This window comes from Paraburkholderia suaedae, from assembly GCF_040812055.1.
GTDB lineage: Bacteria > Pseudomonadota > Gammaproteobacteria > Burkholderiales > Burkholderiaceae > Paraburkholderia.
Genome location: NZ_JBFOAH010000004.1, coordinates 286,682 through 301,701, shown reverse-complemented (window position 1 = coordinate 301,701; position 15,020 = coordinate 286,682). Strand labels below are relative to the sequence as shown.

The window sequence follows — 15,020 nt, the reverse complement described above, 5'->3', positions numbered from 1 at the left end:
GTTCTTGTGGGCTAAAGAGCCAGCGTTTGGTGCGCCTCGACAATCTCGCTTGCCACCACCTCGATCTGCTCACGCTTGAGCATCGCTTTTGAGCGGAGCAACTGGTACGCGTGCTCTTCGGACACGCCGCGCCTTTCCATCACAAGCTGCGTGGCCTGCTGGATCACTCTAATCTTCGCTTGTTTGTTCTCGAGCCGCTCAATGTATCGATCGCGCCTCCGCAATCCCTCAAACTGCGTCAGCACCACCGCAATCGCGGTTAGCAACCCGAGTGAGCGCACCGGTGACGGTATCATCGCCAGTGCGTTCAGACGCAGCACCGCTTCGATGGTGCTCGGATTTTCGTAGGTCACCACTGGAATCACGGGCGGCGACATGCTGGTTCCGAGCCACGGAAAATTGATCGAGAGGGTTTCGGGGCGCACCGCCATCAGCACGAGTCCGGTTCCGGAGGGCAAGCAGTCGAGTGTCGGCCAGCACAACTCCACGTCGCACCCAATGCGGTGCAGTTGCGCGACAAGTTCGTCGCCATCCTGGTCCTGCGGATGAATCACAACGACTTTCATCGAGCGCAAATCGCGCAGAATCGCAAAGGTATCCGCGGTCCGCTTCATCGTTGCGACCTCGCATGTAGGCACTCACCCTGCGAATCCGCAATGCGTTCGGGCGTACTCCTCTTCGGGAAAGAGCGAAACGGTCGTCGAACAACGATAGCGGCCAAACAGGTTCTGACTTTGCGGCTATTGCATACATACTGAAGAGAAGTCGACCGTGCGGCGATAAACGGTCCTGCCAAGCCACGGCACGAAGGTGTATTCGCCATACGAGTTGCTTCCGATATGGATCCAGTTTTGAAGAGCATATGACACGACGATTCCTTTCAGACGCTAGAGAGAAATCGGCCGGGCGAGCATTCGCAAGCGTGGTGTCGTCGTGGGGCCGAACCGCGAGCTTTCCGCTGGTGTGCATCGAGCGTGTAGCGATGAGAGAAGATTACGTCGAGCAGGAGGGCGAATCTATTCTACGGTCGGATATGCCAATGTCGCGTTGGGGTACCCCGCTTATACGGGTGTATAAGCGCAGCGAGGGGTGAACGCGTAGGATTGAACGCCGTCTCAATAGATGTCAGGACGGCGGTCCCGCAATACGTGATTGAACGCATTCAGTTGCCGGTGCCTGCGCGCGTCGGCCAGATTCACCGACGCCACGACAATCTCTTCGTCCGTTGCGCTGGCAGGACCGGCCGCCGGCCAACCATGCGAGTCGACAATCAGGCTGCATCCAAGAAACGGCTGGTCGCGTTCAACGCCGACCCGGTCCGCCGCCGCCACGAAGAGTCCGTTTGTATGCGCGCCGCCCATCGCCAGGAGGTTCGCCATCGCGGGCAACTCGGGCGGCTGCGCAGGCATCGGCACCCAGTTGGTCGGCACGCACAGGATGTCGGCGCCCCTAACCGCCGCCATCCGGAAAACTTCAGGGAACCAGATGTCATAACAGATCGCGCAAGCCAGCCGGCCAAACGGTGTATGAAACACAGGCATGCCGAGGTTGCCCGGTTCGAAAAAGAGCTGCTCGTCACCCCATAAATGCATTTTTCGATAGCCGCCCAGCACGCCTGTCGGACCGATCACAGCCGCCGAGTTGTAGAGCGAAGCGCCGTCGCGTTCGGCATACCCGGCCACCAGCGTGACGTCCAGACGCGCGGCAAGCGCGCCCCACTGCTTGATCGTGTCACCGTCCGCCAAGGTTTCGGACAGCGCGAACGCCTCTCCACGCGACTCGAATACATAACCTGAATTGCACAACTCCGGCAGCACGATCAGGTTTGCGCCGCGCGCCTGCGCCTGCTCGATCAATTCGATCGAGCGTGCCACGTTGCGCGCCTTGGCCCCCACTTCGGGGCGCATCTGCACGCACGCCACGGTCACCCTGCTCTCGTTACCTGTCGTCATGGCTGCACGCTCCTCGCAATCGGCGAGCGCACCGCGTCCCAGCGGTGCACGCTTTCATAGGACGCGGCTACGCGCAGAATCGTAGCTTCGTCGAACGGTCTACCGGCGATCTGCAGACCGATCGGCAAGCCGCGCGAATCGAAGCCGCATGGCAGGGATAGCGCTGGCAGACCGGTCAGGTTGAATGGATAGGTAAGACGCCATGACGCCGCAAGCGGGCTCTCTTCCATACCCCCGGTCACCACCGTTGCCTGTCCGCGCCGCCATGCGGTAACCGGCGACGCGGGCGTCACGACAACGTCGACGCGCTCGAATACCGCCTTGAAATCATCGATCAGGCACGCGCGCAACTGTTCGGCTTTGAGATAGTCCGACGCCGACACCATGCGGCCGATCTCGACGAGCGTACGCACGTCGTCGGCCATCGCGGCGGTCGCGCCGCGCTGCAGGCCGCGATCGTGATACGCGCTCGACGACGCCAGTTCGATTGCGAAGATCGCACCCAACCCGTATCGCAGATTGGGCACCTCGAAGTCGATCACCTGCGCACCGAGCGCGGCGAGCGTCGCAATGGCGCGCTCAACTTGCGCCTCGACGTCCGCCTCGTTGGCACCGAAGAAGTGATTGCGGCACACGCCGATGCGCACGCCCGCGATGCCGCCGTCCAACGACGCGGTGTAATCCGGCACCGGTACGTCGGCGCTGCCGGGGTCGCGCGCGTCGTGTCCGGCGAGCACCTTGAGCAGCAGCGCTGCGTCGCGCACCGACAGAGACAACGGCCCCGCATGATCGAGCGACCAACTATGCGGCACGATCCCCGCGCGGCTGACGCGACCGAACGTCGGCTTCAGGCCCACTACGCCGCATAGACTCGCGGGAATGCGAATCGAGCCGCCCGTGTCCGATCCTAGCGCGCCGTAGGCCATGCCCGCGGCCAGCGCCGCGCCCGAGCCGCCGCTCGACCCACCGGGGATGCGCAACGGGTCCCACGGATTGCGGGTGGGCGGCGTCTCGGTGCCCCACGCAAACTCATGTGTGCGTGTCTTGCCGATCACTACCGCGCCGGCCGCCTTCAGGCGCGCAACGGCGGCTGCGTCTTCGTTCGCGAACGTATACCCCGGCGCACGGCTGCCTGCCGTGGTCGGCATGCCGGCCGTCAGGTAGTTGTCCTTGATCGCAATCGGCACGCCATGCAGCGGACCGCGCCGTACACCGCGCGTCAGTTCCTCCGTGCATTGCTCGGCTTCGGCGCGCGCGGCCGGGTTGAGACATTCATATGCGAGCACTTGCGGATCGAGCGCGGCGATGCGCATGAGCAACCCGTCCATGACGTCGGCCGGCGCGAGTTCGCCCGATGCGATGCGCGCGGCGATGGCGGTGAGATCGTCGTTCATGCTTCGCCCGGGTTGTCAGGTTTCGCATAAGCGCGCGCCGGATCGAACACGACCGCCGGGTGCACTTCTGACAGATCGAGTTCTCGCAACTTCCTGATCTCCGCGAGGATCGGCGCGTAGGTGCCGAGGTTGTGCGCCACGCGTTGCGCAGCGAACTCGACGCCGAGCCACCGGCCGAGCACCCGCATGTCGGCATCCAACGGCTCCGTTGCGCCCGGCCTCGATTGCGGCGGCGTCAACAGCAACTCCGTTACGGCGGCCGGCGGCGCACGGCCGGGATCGCCGCGGGTGGGCATCCCTTCGACGAACGGGACGAACTGCCGCTGCGCCACCTCGAACACGCGCCGCAATTCGGCAACCGGCTGCGGATGTTCGTCGACCCGCAAATCGAGGTGGGCATACGCCTCGTCGCGCACCACCTTGAGCGCCGCCGATTGCCGGCCGCGCTTGTCTCCGCCAGCGGCTTGTCCCGCTTCGAGCGCGCGCATCAGGCGCTCCTCAAGCGGGAGTTCACCGCTCGCCTCATACGCGGCGAGCATCGCATCGAGCGTCCCGGCGCCGACCAGCATGTTGCCCTGAATCGTACAGGACGTGCCGCTGCGCTGTCCCGCCCAACCCGTACATTGCAAACCGGTCCAGCACGCGCTTTGACCGTTGCGGTCGACCATGCCGAGCTGCCGCAGATCCGCGGCGGCATCGTCATGCAGTACCCGCGCGAGCGCCTGTTCAGCGCTCATTCCCTGATCGAGCAGGTCGAGCGCATCGAGCGCGAGATACGGATTGACCCAGGATTGCGTCGACACCGCGCCCACGCCGGTGCGCAGATACACGCACATCGCGCCGACCGCCGGCACCGCCGTACTGACGGCCACACCCAGCGCGCCGGTGCGCGCACAGCGCGCGACGATGGAAAACGTCATGACAAACCTTCCCCCTTAGCGTTACAGCGACAGAAAACGCGCAACCGTGGCTTGCGCCGACGTATCCGCCGTGTCACCAGCCGCTGCAATCTCACCCAGTTCGAGCACCGCGTAGCGATTCCCGACGGCAAAAGCAAAATGCAGGTGCTGCTCGACCAGCAGCATCGTCGTGCCGGCGGTGTCCCGCTCGCGGCTGAGAATGCCGACCAGCCGTTCGATCACCGACGGCTGCATGCCCTCGGTGATTTCATCGACCAGAATCAGCTTCGGCTGGCGAATCAACGCGCGTGCGACCAGCAGCATCTTCTGCTCGCCGCCCGACAGCGTCCCGGCTTTCTGCTTCAGGCGATCCTTCAAAAACGGAAAAAGATCCTCGATACGCTCGAAAAACGGCTTGAAATCGCGATCGCGCATGAGGGCGAGCTTCAGGTTATCTTCGACGGACAAGTCCTGAAACAAGGCCTTTTCCTGCGGGATGTAAGCGACGTCGCGCCACGCGATGCGGTTCGGCGGCACGCCCGTGGTCCGCTCGCCGAACAGCGCGATATCGCCGCTCTTCGGGCGAATGAAACCCATCAGCGTTTTCAGCAAGGTCGTTTTGCCCATGCCGTTCTTGCCGAGAATCGCCACCGCTTCGCCGCGCGCGAGCGTGAGGTTCAGGCCCTTGAGCACCATCGCCTCGCCGTACCCGCTGTGCAGCGCGTCGACCTGAACAATCGTCGATGCCTTCATGCGTCCGCCTCCGGTTGACTGGCGGCGGAATGTGCACCGCCCGCGTACACCGCACGCACGATTTCGGAGTGCACGACTTCCTCGACACCACCGTCCATCACAATGCGCCCCTGGTGCAGCACGACGATGCGCGAACTGATCTGCTGCACGAAATCCAGGTCATGCTCAACCAGCAGAAGACACATCCGGTAGCGCGACGACAGTTCGACGAAAATCTCGCCGATCTGCGTGCGCTCCTCTTTCGTCAAGCCCGCGGTAGGCTCGTCCAGCAGCACCGTGCGCGGCTCCAGCGCGAGCACCATCGCCAGTTCAAGCGCCTGCTTCTGGCCGTGCGACAGGTAGCGGCACTCGCGTTCGAGAATCCGGTCGAGTCCTGTCAGCCGCAGCACGTCGAGGGCCGGCTGCGGCAGCGCGAGCACCGGGTCGCGCTGCCATTTCGACGGTGGCGCGGTCCGATAGCGCGCCACGCGCAACGCCTCACCGACATTTAGCGATTCGAACACCGTCGCAGTCTGGAATTTGCGGCCGACGCCAAGCGCCACGCAGTCGTACGGGGCGAGCCTGCGGATCTCCGTACCGCCGATCTCGACTGTGCCGCCTGAGCGTTCCGCGCCGTCCGCAATGCAGCGCATCAGCGTGCTCTTGCCCGCGCCGTTCGGTCCGATGAGACTGAGCAGCTCTCCGGCGCGCGCGTCGAAGCTGATGTCGTCGAGGACTTTGAGGCTGCCGAAATGCTTTCGCACCTGCTTGATGGATAGCGCGACACCGCTGTTGTCCCCGATGCCGTCGCCGCGCGGCGGTGCTGCGACCAGCGTCACCGGCGCGGGCGCCGAACGGCGGCGGCGCGGCAACGCCTGGCGCGCTGCACCGGCTACCAACGGCGCCAGCCCGCGCGGCATCGCCACGATCACGACCACGAACGCCACGCCCACCAGCAGCGTCCAGACATAAGGCAGATTGCCGCTGAGATAGGCGCTGCCGACGTCGATCAGCATGGCGCCGACAATGGGCCCGATCAGCGACCCGCGCCCGCCGAGCGCGACCCAGATGACCAGTTCGGTGCCGAACACAAAGCCGGCGTATTCCGGCGCCACCACCATCTGCACGCAGGCAAACAGAAAGCCCGCGAACGCGGCGATGACTGCGCACGCGTCCATCAGCCGCGCCTTGTAGCGCGACACATCGATGCCGAGATATTCACAGCGCGCTTCGTTTTCGCGGATGGCGACCAGCAGTTGCCCCGCATCGCTGCGCACGAACATCCAGGCCACCACGGCCAGCCCAACCAGCAATGCGCCCGCGATGAAAAACCAGGCTTCAAGCGGAATATCGAAGCTATCGAAGCCGGACAGGCCGCTGCTAGATCCGGTGAACTGACCGCCCGAATAGATGCACTGAACCAGCACGATCGGCAATACGAGCGTGACGACCGAGGCATAGAGCGGCGATGCCCCGTGATAAAACGCCAGCCAGCCAACCGCGCGCGACACGATCCAGGCTGCGGCGACGCCGGCGGCGAGTGCCGCCGCCGCAAGCGGAAACGAAAAGCCGGCATGAGTGAAAATCAGACCGGCCGCGTAAGCGCCGATGCCGAAAAACGCCGACTGCCCGAATGTGAGGATGCCGGTATACCCCCACAACAAATCAACGGTCAACGCGACTGCCGCATACAGAAACGCGCGAATCAGGTTGTTGATGAGGAAGGTGGGCAGCGTGATGCTGCAGATGCCCAGAACGACGAGCGCAACGACGCCGATCGCTGCCGGCCCCTTCCATGGCGAAGCCACCGCGCTGCGAAACGACAGGGTGGAAGCGGGATCAGCCACGTGCGAAGCCCTCCGGTCGAACGCGTAACAACAAAGCTGCCAATACCGCGATAGTCAGACCGCCTAGCACGGGATTGACGAAGGTACTGACCAGCACTTGCGCGCCGCCGAGCACCAGGCTCGCCACCGCAAGACTGACCAGCGAAGAACCGGACACCAGCACCAGCATGAACGCGCCGACGATCCACGGCACGCCCATGTTCGGATCCACGCTGGCAAGCGGCGTAATCAGACAACCCGCTGCCGACGCCAGCGCCGCCCCGGTACAGAAGGTGATGAAACGCACCCGCGAACTGCTGATGCCGAGCCCGCGTGCGAGGGCTTCGTTCATGATCACCGCCCGCGTCTGCAAGCCGAGCCGGGTGCCGTTGAGCAGCCAGCCGAGCGCGAGCGCGACCAGCACGGCCACGCCGACCAGAATCAGTCGGTAGGCGGAGTACTGAGTACCGGCGAGCGAGACGGCGCCGTCGACCGGACTGGCCACCATCTGCACGCCGCGGCCGAACGCCAGCGTGATGAGCTGGCCAACGATGATGCCCAGACCCCAGGTCGCAAGAATCGCATCGAGCGGGCGCGCGTACAGCGGACGAACGATGAACCGCTCGACCGCCATCCCCGCCACGAAGCCAATCGCGAGCGCGCATGGCACGCCCCACCACCAGTTCAGGCCGGCGTGCTCGACGAGCACGCTCGCGTAGCCGCCCGTCGTCAGAAACGCTCCATGCGAAAAGTTGATGATCTTCATCACGCCGAAGACCATCAACAACCCCGCCGAAACGATGAACAGGATGGCCGCCGTGGTGACGACATCAAGCCCGAGATTCAGCATTGCCGGGACTCCCTTGCACGGCTTACTTCAAGGCCGGACACTGCGCACCCGGATCGACATTGGGAAATGATTCGATCACCTTCACCGAACCGTCCCGCTGCACCTGGCCCAGATACATCGTGAGCGGCGTATGACGTTGCTTGTCCATCTGGATCTGGCCGCGGGGGCCGTCGAACGAAACCTGTGCGAGCGCCGGAATCACCTTCGCGGTGTCGACCGAACCGGCTTTCTCGACCGCGGCCTTGTACAGGTAGATGGCTTCGTACTCCGGCACTGACAGATCGTTCGGCGTCTTCAGATCCGCACCGAAGCGTTTTTGCATCGCGGCGAGGAATGTGTGGTTCGCCGGCGTATCGATGTTGGTCACATACGAACCGGAGATATAGATCCCCTGCGCGTCCGCGCCCATGCTTTTGGCGGTGCCCTCGTCGACGGCGAGATTGCCGTACGGAACCGTCACGCCCGCCGCACGCAGTTGCTTGGTGAGGGTGACGTTCGGCGCGCCGCCCGCTGTCGAGGTGATGATCGCGTCAGGCTTGGCCGCCTGCAGCTTGCTGATGATCGATGTCCAGTCGGAACCGTCCATCGGCAGATACTCGTTGCCGAGCACCTTGCCGCCGCGCTTCTCGATGTAGGTCTTCGTGAAGTCGAGCATACCGCGACCGAACGCGTAGTCGCTGCCGATCAGGAAGAACGTCTTGGCCTTCTGCTGCTTCATGAAGTAATCGACTATCGGCGCGACCTGCTGGTCGGGCACCCATGCATCGACGTACATATAACGGTTGCAGGAGCGGCCTTCATAAAACGACGTGTAGATAAACGGCACCTTGCCGCGCGTCACGATCGGAAGGCCTGCGTTGCGCGCGGCACTCGTTTCCATCGAGACGAGCGCGTTGACCTTTTTTTCGAAGATCAGCGAATCGAACGCCTTTTGCGCGCCCGCCGCGCCACTGCCGTCATCGGCCACTTCCAGGCTGACCTGACGTCCCAGGATGCCGCCTTTCGCATTGATCTGGTCGACAGCCAGTTGCGCCGCCTGAACCACCGACGGAGCAACCACGCTGTTCGCGCCGCTCAGACCCACGGGCACGCCGATCCTGATCGGATCGGCGGCCATGGCCATGTGGCTCGCCATCGAGAGCGATACCAGCAGGGCAGCCGCAGCGCCGCCTGAGCGGCCGGCGGTCAGAAGGGAAGATATTCTTTTCATTATCGTCAAGGCTCCTTGGTTTTTTGTCGAATCGATTCAAGTGACGCACCTTTGCGGCACTTACAGCTGCACCCCGCGCGTGAGCGCGCCATCCACTACAAGATTCGCCCCGCTGACGAAGCTCGCCGCCGGACTCGCGACGAACGCGACCGCGTTCGCGATCTCCTGCGGGCGCGCCATGCGTCCGCTGGGATTTAACGCGAGTGCTTGCGCGAACAGCTTCGGATCGTTGTGTTCGATGTGATCCCACACACCGCCTTTGAAATAGACGTTGCCCGGCGACACGGCGTTCGCGCGGATGCCTTTCGGCGCGAGGTGATACGCGAGGCCTTGCACGTAGTGGATCAGCGCCGCCTTGAAAGTCCCGTAAGGCCCGGCGGCAAAGTCGATTTCACGTCCGGACACGCTCGATATCGCGATAATGGACGCGGCCTTGCTCGCTTCCAGAAACGGCAGCGCGGCGTCGACCAGGTTGACCGTGCCCATCAGGTCGGTTTCGAATTCCTTGCGCCATGATTCGAGGTCGTTGCCGATCGAGAGCGCGCTCACATTGGCAACCACGATGTCGATGCCACCCAGTTGCGCGGCGGCGTCGCGTGTCCAGGCCTGCAACGCCGGACCGTTCGAAACGTCGACCGAGGCGCCGCATACCTTGACCGCACCGCCCGTAATCCGCACGATGCTGGCCACCGTCTGTTCGACCGCGGCGCCGTCACGCGCGCAGAGCGCGACGTCCGCGCCTTCGGCTGCCAGCGTTTGCGCGATGGCGTGGCCGATACCCTTGGTGCCGCCGGTCAAGAGTGCTTTCAAACCTTTGAGTTTCAGATCCATGGTGGCGTCTCCTCAGGTAGCCGGTGCGAGATATTTCTTGCTGATCGCCGCGCCGACCGAATACTTCGGGTCGACGAAATTGCCCAATCGCACCTTGCCGCACTGACTGAGCATCATGTAGGCATCCCAGCGGTCGAAGCCGTATTCCTTTTCCATCCACAGCACCAGTTCGTGGTAAGCGATGCGCGTCGCGTCCTCAAGCGGGCGCGCGCTGCCGATCGCCATGAGCAGTTCATCGGTTTCGAGGCGAGGCCATTCGATGTGCCAGCCCTTGATCAGATCGACGTGGATGGTGGTTGTGCTGGAGAATTCGACAGCGGTGCCGCACACTTCGCCATCGCCCTGGCAGGCGTGCGCGTCGCCGATAAAGAGCCGCGCGCCGGCGGAGCGTACCGGCAAGTAGGTGATGCTGCCCGGGCCCATGTCGGGCACGTCCATATTTCCGCCGTGGTTGTCCGGCGTGAGCGAATTGATCGAGTCGATTTCCGGCGACAGGCTCAGTGTGCCGATATGCGGCTTGTACGGCAGCGTGACGCGCTTGCTCCAGTAGACGCCTTCTTCGTCCACGTCGATCTTGCGGGTGATCTCGGGCAGCGGCTCATTGAGCGTTGCGGTGTATTCCGTACCGGTTAGCGCGCCGAAACGCGGAATCAGGCAGCAGGTGCCGCGCGGATTGTCGCCGCGCGGCAACATCGATTCGATGTACACCGCAACCACGTCGCCCTTTTGCGCGCCTTCGATCATGATCGGGCCGCTTTGCGGATTCAGGAACGGCACCCGCAGCCTCTGACTCGGCAGATCCTGTTCCGTGACGATCTTGCCGTCGAATGCATCCCGTGTCTGAACCACAACCCGGTCGCCTGGGGCGACGTTCATCACCGGCGCCGAGTACGGTCCGATGGTGTAGTGAAATGTGCCCTGTCGGGATTCGCTAAGTTCATGCGTCTCGCGGACCTCACCGCGTGCGACGCCGCGCGTGTGCATGATCGAGTTTTCAAGCCATTTCATCATGGTGTTCCTGCTCAACTGTGGGTTGTCGAAGTGAATGGGCGCCACCCGGACGCCACATCACACTGAAATTAGCGCTTTGACGTTATTGGCTTCCATCTGGTCGCCACGCCCCGCCGATACAACCTGCCCGCGCACCAGCACGACATAGTCGTCGGCTACCGCCTGCGCGAAATCGAAAAACTGCTCGACCAGCAGGATCGACAGCGAACCTTTGAGCGAACGGATCACCGCCTCGATCTCCATCACGATCGACGGCTGGATGCCCTCCGTCGGTTCATCGAGAATCAGCAACTTTGGATTGGTCAGAAGCGCGCGGCCAATCGCAAGCTGCTGCTGCTGTCCCCCCGACAGATTGCCTGCAATGCGCCGGCGCATCGTCTTCAGCACAGGAAAGGTATGAAAGACGTCGTCGAAGGAAAATTGCTTGCCCTTGGCGGTCTGATTGCGCTCGCCCGCGTAGGCGCCGATGCGCAGGTTTTCTTCGACACTGAGCTGCGGGAAGATCTCGCGTCCTTGCGGTACGTAGCCGAGACCCGCGAGCACGCGTCGATGCGACGGCGTGCGCGTGAGCGGCTCGCCGGCCAGCTGGATTTCGCCACCTTTGACGGGCAGCAATCCGACGAGGCACTTCAGCAAGGTCGTCTTGCCCACGCCGTTACGCCCGAGTACGACGGTGCAGGCGCCTTCGGCCACGTTCAGCGACACGTCGCGCAACGTGTGACTGCTGCCGTAAAACTGATTGAGTGCGGAAATCTTTAGCATGTTCACCGTCCGAGATAAACCTGGATCACGCGTGGATCGTTGCGCACACTGTCCATCGAACCCTCGCCGAGCAGTTGCCCTTCATGCAATACGCTGACGAGGTCCGCGATTTCGCCGACAAAGTCCATGTCGTGCTCGATCACCACCACCGCCCGCTCGGGCGACCTGAGCCGCGAGATCAGTTCGGCGGTGCGAGCGGTTTCGTGATCGGTCATGCCGGCAACCGGTTCGTCGAGCAGAATGACTTGCGGATCGGCGACAAGCAGCATGCCGATTTCGAGCCACTGCTTCTGGCCGTGCGACAGCGTGCCGGCCATCCAATGTCCTTCGGACTCGAGACCGATCGTGTCGAGCACTTCGTCGATGCGCCGGTTTTGCTGTGCGCCCAGGCGCGAGCGAACCATCTGCGCATATCCGCGACCGTTGCGAATCGCCAGTTCGAGATTTTCGCGAACCCGCAACGCTTCGAACACGCTCGGCTTCTGGAACTTGCGGCCGATGCCCAGGCGCGCGATGGACGTTTCGTCGAGCGTCGCGAGGTTCGTGACCTTGTTCAAAAAGACTTCGCCGCTGGCCGGCCGGGTCTTTCCCGTGATAACGTCCATCAAGGTCGTCTTGCCCGCACCGTTCGGACCGATGATGGCGCGGATCTCGCCGTAACGAAACTCCATCGACAGATTGGTGATAGCAGCGAAGCCGGAGAACCTGACAGACAGCCCGCTGATGTAGATGGCCGTAGCACGTTGCGGGTGGTTCATCGGCCGTCTCCCTGGCGTTCGCTGGCGGCGGCCTTTAGGGTGCCCCAGACGCCGTTGCTGAAGTAGACAACGATCACAAGCGTTACGGCGGCAAGAATGAACGGCCATACCGCTGGCAGTTGCGCGGTCAGCCAGAACTTGAGTCCGTTGACCACGATCGCGCCGACGATTGCGCCGATCAGCGTGCCGCGTCCACCGATGGCCACCCACACGGCAATTTCCACGGACAGTTGCGGCGAAACGATAGTCGGGTTGACGATGCCGACCTGCGGCACATACAGCATGCCGGCAAATGCCGCCAGGACCGCGGAGAGACACCACGCGATGAGCTTCAGCGTATGCGTGCGGTAGCCGAGAAAGCGCATCCGCGCTTCGTCGTCGCGCACCGCGATCAGCGCCCGACCGAAACTGGAGCGCGCAAGAAAGCGCACGCCGACATAGGCCACTACCAGCAGCAGGCACGAACACACCGCGAGGCCGATCTGCGTGGACGTATCGGCAAGCTTGCGGCCCGCGAGGCTCGTAAAGCCGGTCATGCCGTTGTTGCCGCCAAGGCCCACGTCGTTGATAAACAACAGCAGCATCAGCGCATACGTGAGCGCCTGCGTGATGATGGACAGATACACGCCGTTGATGCGCGAGCGGAACGTGACGAAGCCAAACGCGCCGGCGACCAGCACGGTGACGACGATCGTGGCAAGGATTGTCACATCCAGCCGCGAGAGCATTTTCCATACGGCGGGAAAGTCGTGCGCGCCCATGTATTGCATGAAATCCGGCAATACGTGCGTCTCGGCGTAGGCGCCGTTCAACAGATAGATGGCCATCATATAGCCGCCTATGCCGAAGAAGATACCGTGCCCGAGGCTCAGGATGCCCGCATAGCCCCAGACCAGATCGAGCGCCAGCGCGAGCAGCGCGAAACACATGATCTGTCCGATCAAATTGATGCCGAACAGCGACAGATGCAGTGCATTCGACTCCGGAATCACAAAATAGGCAAAGGGCAGGTAAAGCGCCACGAGAACCAGCATCGGGACGATGCCGACCTCCACGGTCTGGCCCATCCATTTCGTTGCAAATGCCGACAAGGTGAATCTGCTGCTGGTGCGCGGATCGGGAAAGGTGTTCATACGCGGGTCTTCAATGCAAAGAGTCCTTGCGGGCGCTTCTGGATAATCAGCACGATGAGCAGAAGCACGGCCACCTTCGCGGCAACCGCTCCGTAGAAAGGTTCGATAAACTGGTTGATCTCGCCGAGCGCGAGCGACGAAACGACTGTCCCGGCGAGACTGCCCGCGCCGCCCAACACCACCACCATGAATGAGTCGACGACGAAGCCCGTGCCCATCGACGGATTGACGCTGGCGATCTGCGTCAATACCACGCCGGCCAATCCCGCAAGGCCAGCGCCCAGGCCGAACGCGATGCGATCGACGCGCTCGGCGGGCACGCCGAGACAGCGCGCCATGTCGCGCAGCTGCGTGGTGGCGCGCATCAGCAAGCCGAGTTTCGTGAAGCGGACCACGGCGAAGGTTGCGACGAAGATCAATACGGCCAGCACGATTGCAAACACGCGGTTGTAGGTCACGAAAAAGCCAGGCGCGACCTGCATCCCGCCGTTGAGAAAGCCGGGCGTGATGAACTCGACATTCTGCGAGCCGAATAGCACCTGAATCAGCTTGATCAACGCGATGCTGACCGCCCAGGTGGCGAGCAGGGTCTCCAGCGGCCGGCGATACAGAAACCGGATGACGAAGAATTCGAGCAACATGCCGCACGCTGCGCAGATCACGAACGCGACGGGAATCGCAACGAAAATGTAGGCGTCGAACCAACCCGGCAGATAGGCCTGCATGAAACGTTCGACGAGATACGTCGCGTACGCGCCGATCATGATGAATTCGCCATGGGCGAGATTGATCACGCCCATCAGGCCGAACACGATCGACAGGCCGAGCGCCGTCAGCAACAACACGCCGGCGTAGCTCAAGCCGCTAAACAGAATCGACAACCCCTTGCCGAGCGACAGCCATGTGTCCATGTTGCGAATGGCGCCCTGCACCGCGGCCAGCACATCCGGGTCCGAGCGGACCGAATCCTGCGCCGCAAAGTTCGCCAGCGCGGTGCGCGCGGTTTCGCTCGGCACCTCGGCCACAGCCTTGATCGCCGCCAGCCGGTCGGCCTTCACATTGCTGTTCAGACCGCGTTTGGCCAGAGCCAGCGTGAGAATGGTCGCGATGTCCGGGTCGTGATGCGCCTTGACCGCGCGGGCAACGACCGCGGGATCGAGCAATGCAAAGAACTTGTCGACTTGCCGCGCAGCCGTCGCGCGGGTGTCCTGCTGCGGCGAGAAGAGGTCTATTTCGGCGGACGCCACCGCGAGCCTTCGCATCATCACGATGCTCGGCACATAGGGCGAATCCGCCGGCGCATTCGTGCGTGGCTGAAGCGTCGCGGCGTCGAGCGCGGGGTTTCCCTGCAGCGTCGCCTGACCGTCTGCGCCGCACACCAGCGCGCCGTTACGGATCGCATCGACGACCTTGCGCGCCCACGCACGCTCATGCGTATCGTCCGACACGCCGGTCTCGACGAGTTGCTCTAGCGCAGCGGCCTTATCGCCGTTCGTCGCGCAGAACGACGTGAGCATCGCAGCGCGGCCCGGCGCGGCGCTCGCGGTAGTGGCCCAGACAAGCGCCAAACAAGCGATCGCGAACAAGATCTGCCTGAAATTGATCATGGGTGTTTCCATTCGATCTGCTACGGGGATCGGCATGCTTGCGTATGCCGATCTC

Annotated in this window: 14 protein-coding genes; all 14 read right to left on the bottom strand. The window is 63.0% G+C overall.

From position 1 onward, the window contains the following. Positions 1–11: 11 nt before the first annotated feature. Complete coding sequence (locus ABQJ48_RS08660) at positions 12–554, bottom strand: ANTAR domain-containing response regulator (RefSeq protein WP_367837335.1); 543 nt, start codon at positions 552–554, stop codon at positions 12–14. Positions 555–1,115: 561 nt separating this feature from the next. Beyond that, entirely contained in the window at positions 1,116–1,952 is an 837-nt protein-coding gene (locus tag ABQJ48_RS08655) for a nitrilase family protein (protein ID WP_367837334.1), read from the bottom strand. Continuing rightward, the gene (locus ABQJ48_RS08650; RefSeq protein WP_367837332.1) at positions 1,949–3,346 is read right to left on the bottom strand and encodes an amidase; all 1,398 of its coding nucleotides are present in this window, start codon (positions 3,344–3,346) and stop codon (positions 1,949–1,951) included. Before ABQJ48_RS08650 ends, ABQJ48_RS08655 begins: the two co-directional genes overlap by 4 nt. Next, complete coding sequence (locus ABQJ48_RS08645; RefSeq protein WP_367837330.1) at positions 3,343–4,266, bottom strand: DUF1028 domain-containing protein; 924 nt, start codon at positions 4,264–4,266, stop codon at positions 3,343–3,345. Before ABQJ48_RS08645 ends, ABQJ48_RS08650 begins: the two co-directional genes overlap by 4 nt. Before the next feature lie 21 nt (positions 4,267–4,287). After that, the gene (locus ABQJ48_RS08640; RefSeq protein ID WP_367837328.1) at positions 4,288–4,998 is read right to left on the bottom strand and encodes an ABC transporter ATP-binding protein; all 711 of its coding nucleotides are present in this window, start codon (positions 4,996–4,998) and stop codon (positions 4,288–4,290) included. Next, positions 4,995–6,824 carry a branched-chain amino acid ABC transporter ATP-binding protein/permease gene (locus tag ABQJ48_RS08635; RefSeq protein WP_367837326.1) on the bottom strand — a complete coding sequence of 610 codons (1,830 nt, stop codon included), beginning with the start codon at positions 6,822–6,824 and terminating at the stop codon, positions 4,995–4,997. Before ABQJ48_RS08635 ends, ABQJ48_RS08640 begins: the two co-directional genes overlap by 4 nt. Further along, positions 6,817–7,650: a branched-chain amino acid ABC transporter permease gene (locus tag ABQJ48_RS08630; protein ID WP_367837432.1), complete on the bottom strand. Its 834-nt coding sequence runs from the start codon at positions 7,648–7,650 to the stop codon at positions 6,817–6,819. The genes ABQJ48_RS08635 and ABQJ48_RS08630 overlap by 8 nt, the downstream gene beginning before the upstream one ends. Before the next feature lie 25 nt (positions 7,651–7,675). Further along, positions 7,676–8,788, bottom strand: a complete 1,113-nt coding sequence (locus tag ABQJ48_RS08625; protein ID WP_367837431.1) for a substrate-binding protein — start codon at positions 8,786–8,788, stop codon at positions 7,676–7,678. A gap of 135 nt (positions 8,789–8,923) precedes the next feature. Next, on the bottom strand, positions 8,924–9,694 hold the full coding sequence (locus tag ABQJ48_RS08620) for an SDR family NAD(P)-dependent oxidoreductase (protein ID WP_367837324.1): 771 nt from the start codon (positions 9,692–9,694) through the stop codon (positions 8,924–8,926). A 12-nt stretch (positions 9,695–9,706) separates the two neighbouring features. Continuing rightward, complete coding sequence (locus ABQJ48_RS08615; protein ID WP_367837323.1) at positions 9,707–10,702, bottom strand: acetamidase/formamidase family protein; 996 nt, start codon at positions 10,700–10,702, stop codon at positions 9,707–9,709. Between the two features lie 60 nt (positions 10,703–10,762). Continuing rightward, complete coding sequence (gene urtE, locus ABQJ48_RS08610) at positions 10,763–11,467, bottom strand: urea ABC transporter ATP-binding subunit UrtE (protein WP_367837321.1); 705 nt, start codon at positions 11,465–11,467, stop codon at positions 10,763–10,765. A 2-nt stretch (positions 11,468–11,469) separates the two neighbouring features. Next, positions 11,470–12,225 carry an urea ABC transporter ATP-binding protein UrtD gene (gene urtD / locus ABQJ48_RS08605; RefSeq protein WP_367837320.1) on the bottom strand — a complete coding sequence of 252 codons (756 nt, stop codon included), beginning with the start codon at positions 12,223–12,225 and terminating at the stop codon, positions 11,470–11,472. Beyond that, complete coding sequence (gene urtC / locus ABQJ48_RS08600) at positions 12,222–13,358, bottom strand: urea ABC transporter permease subunit UrtC (RefSeq protein ID WP_367837318.1); 1,137 nt, start codon at positions 13,356–13,358, stop codon at positions 12,222–12,224. Before urtC ends, urtD begins: the two co-directional genes overlap by 4 nt. Then, a complete protein-coding gene (gene urtB, locus ABQJ48_RS08595) occupies positions 13,355–14,965 on the bottom strand; it encodes an urea ABC transporter permease subunit UrtB (RefSeq protein WP_367837317.1) in 1,611 nt (536 codons plus the stop codon). The genes urtC and urtB overlap by 4 nt, the downstream gene beginning before the upstream one ends. Between the last annotated feature and the right edge of the window lie 55 nt (positions 14,966–15,020).

Coding starts and splice junctions, on each gene's coding strand:
- ABQJ48_RS08650 (WP_367837332.1), bottom strand. CDS start 3,346: ATGAACGACGATCTCACCGCCATCGCCGCGCGCATCGCATCGGGCGAA.
- urtC (WP_367837318.1), bottom strand. CDS start 13,358: ATGAACACCTTTCCCGATCCGCGCACCAGCAGCAGATTCACCTTGTCG.
- urtB (WP_367837317.1), bottom strand. CDS start 14,965: ATGATCAATTTCAGGCAGATCTTGTTCGCGATCGCTTGTTTGGCGCTT.
- ABQJ48_RS08620 (WP_367837324.1), bottom strand. CDS start 9,694: ATGGATCTGAAACTCAAAGGTTTGAAAGCACTCTTGACCGGCGGCACC.
- ABQJ48_RS08615 (WP_367837323.1), bottom strand. CDS start 10,702: ATGAAATGGCTTGAAAACTCGATCATGCACACGCGCGGCGTCGCACGC.
- urtD (WP_367837320.1), bottom strand. CDS start 12,225: ATGAACCACCCGCAACGTGCTACGGCCATCTACATCAGCGGGCTGTCT.
- ABQJ48_RS08655 (WP_367837334.1), bottom strand. CDS start 1,952: ATGACGACAGGTAACGAGAGCAGGGTGACCGTGGCGTGCGTGCAGATG.
- urtE (WP_367837321.1), bottom strand. CDS start 11,467: ATGCTAAAGATTTCCGCACTCAATCAGTTTTACGGCAGCAGTCACACG.
- ABQJ48_RS08625 (WP_367837431.1), bottom strand. CDS start 8,788: ATGGCGAGCCACATGGCCATGGCCGCCGATCCGATCAGGATCGGCGTG.
- ABQJ48_RS08640 (WP_367837328.1), bottom strand. CDS start 4,998: ATGAAGGCATCGACGATTGTTCAGGTCGACGCGCTGCACAGCGGGTAC.
- ABQJ48_RS08645 (WP_367837330.1), bottom strand. CDS start 4,266: ATGACGTTTTCCATCGTCGCGCGCTGTGCGCGCACCGGCGCGCTGGGT.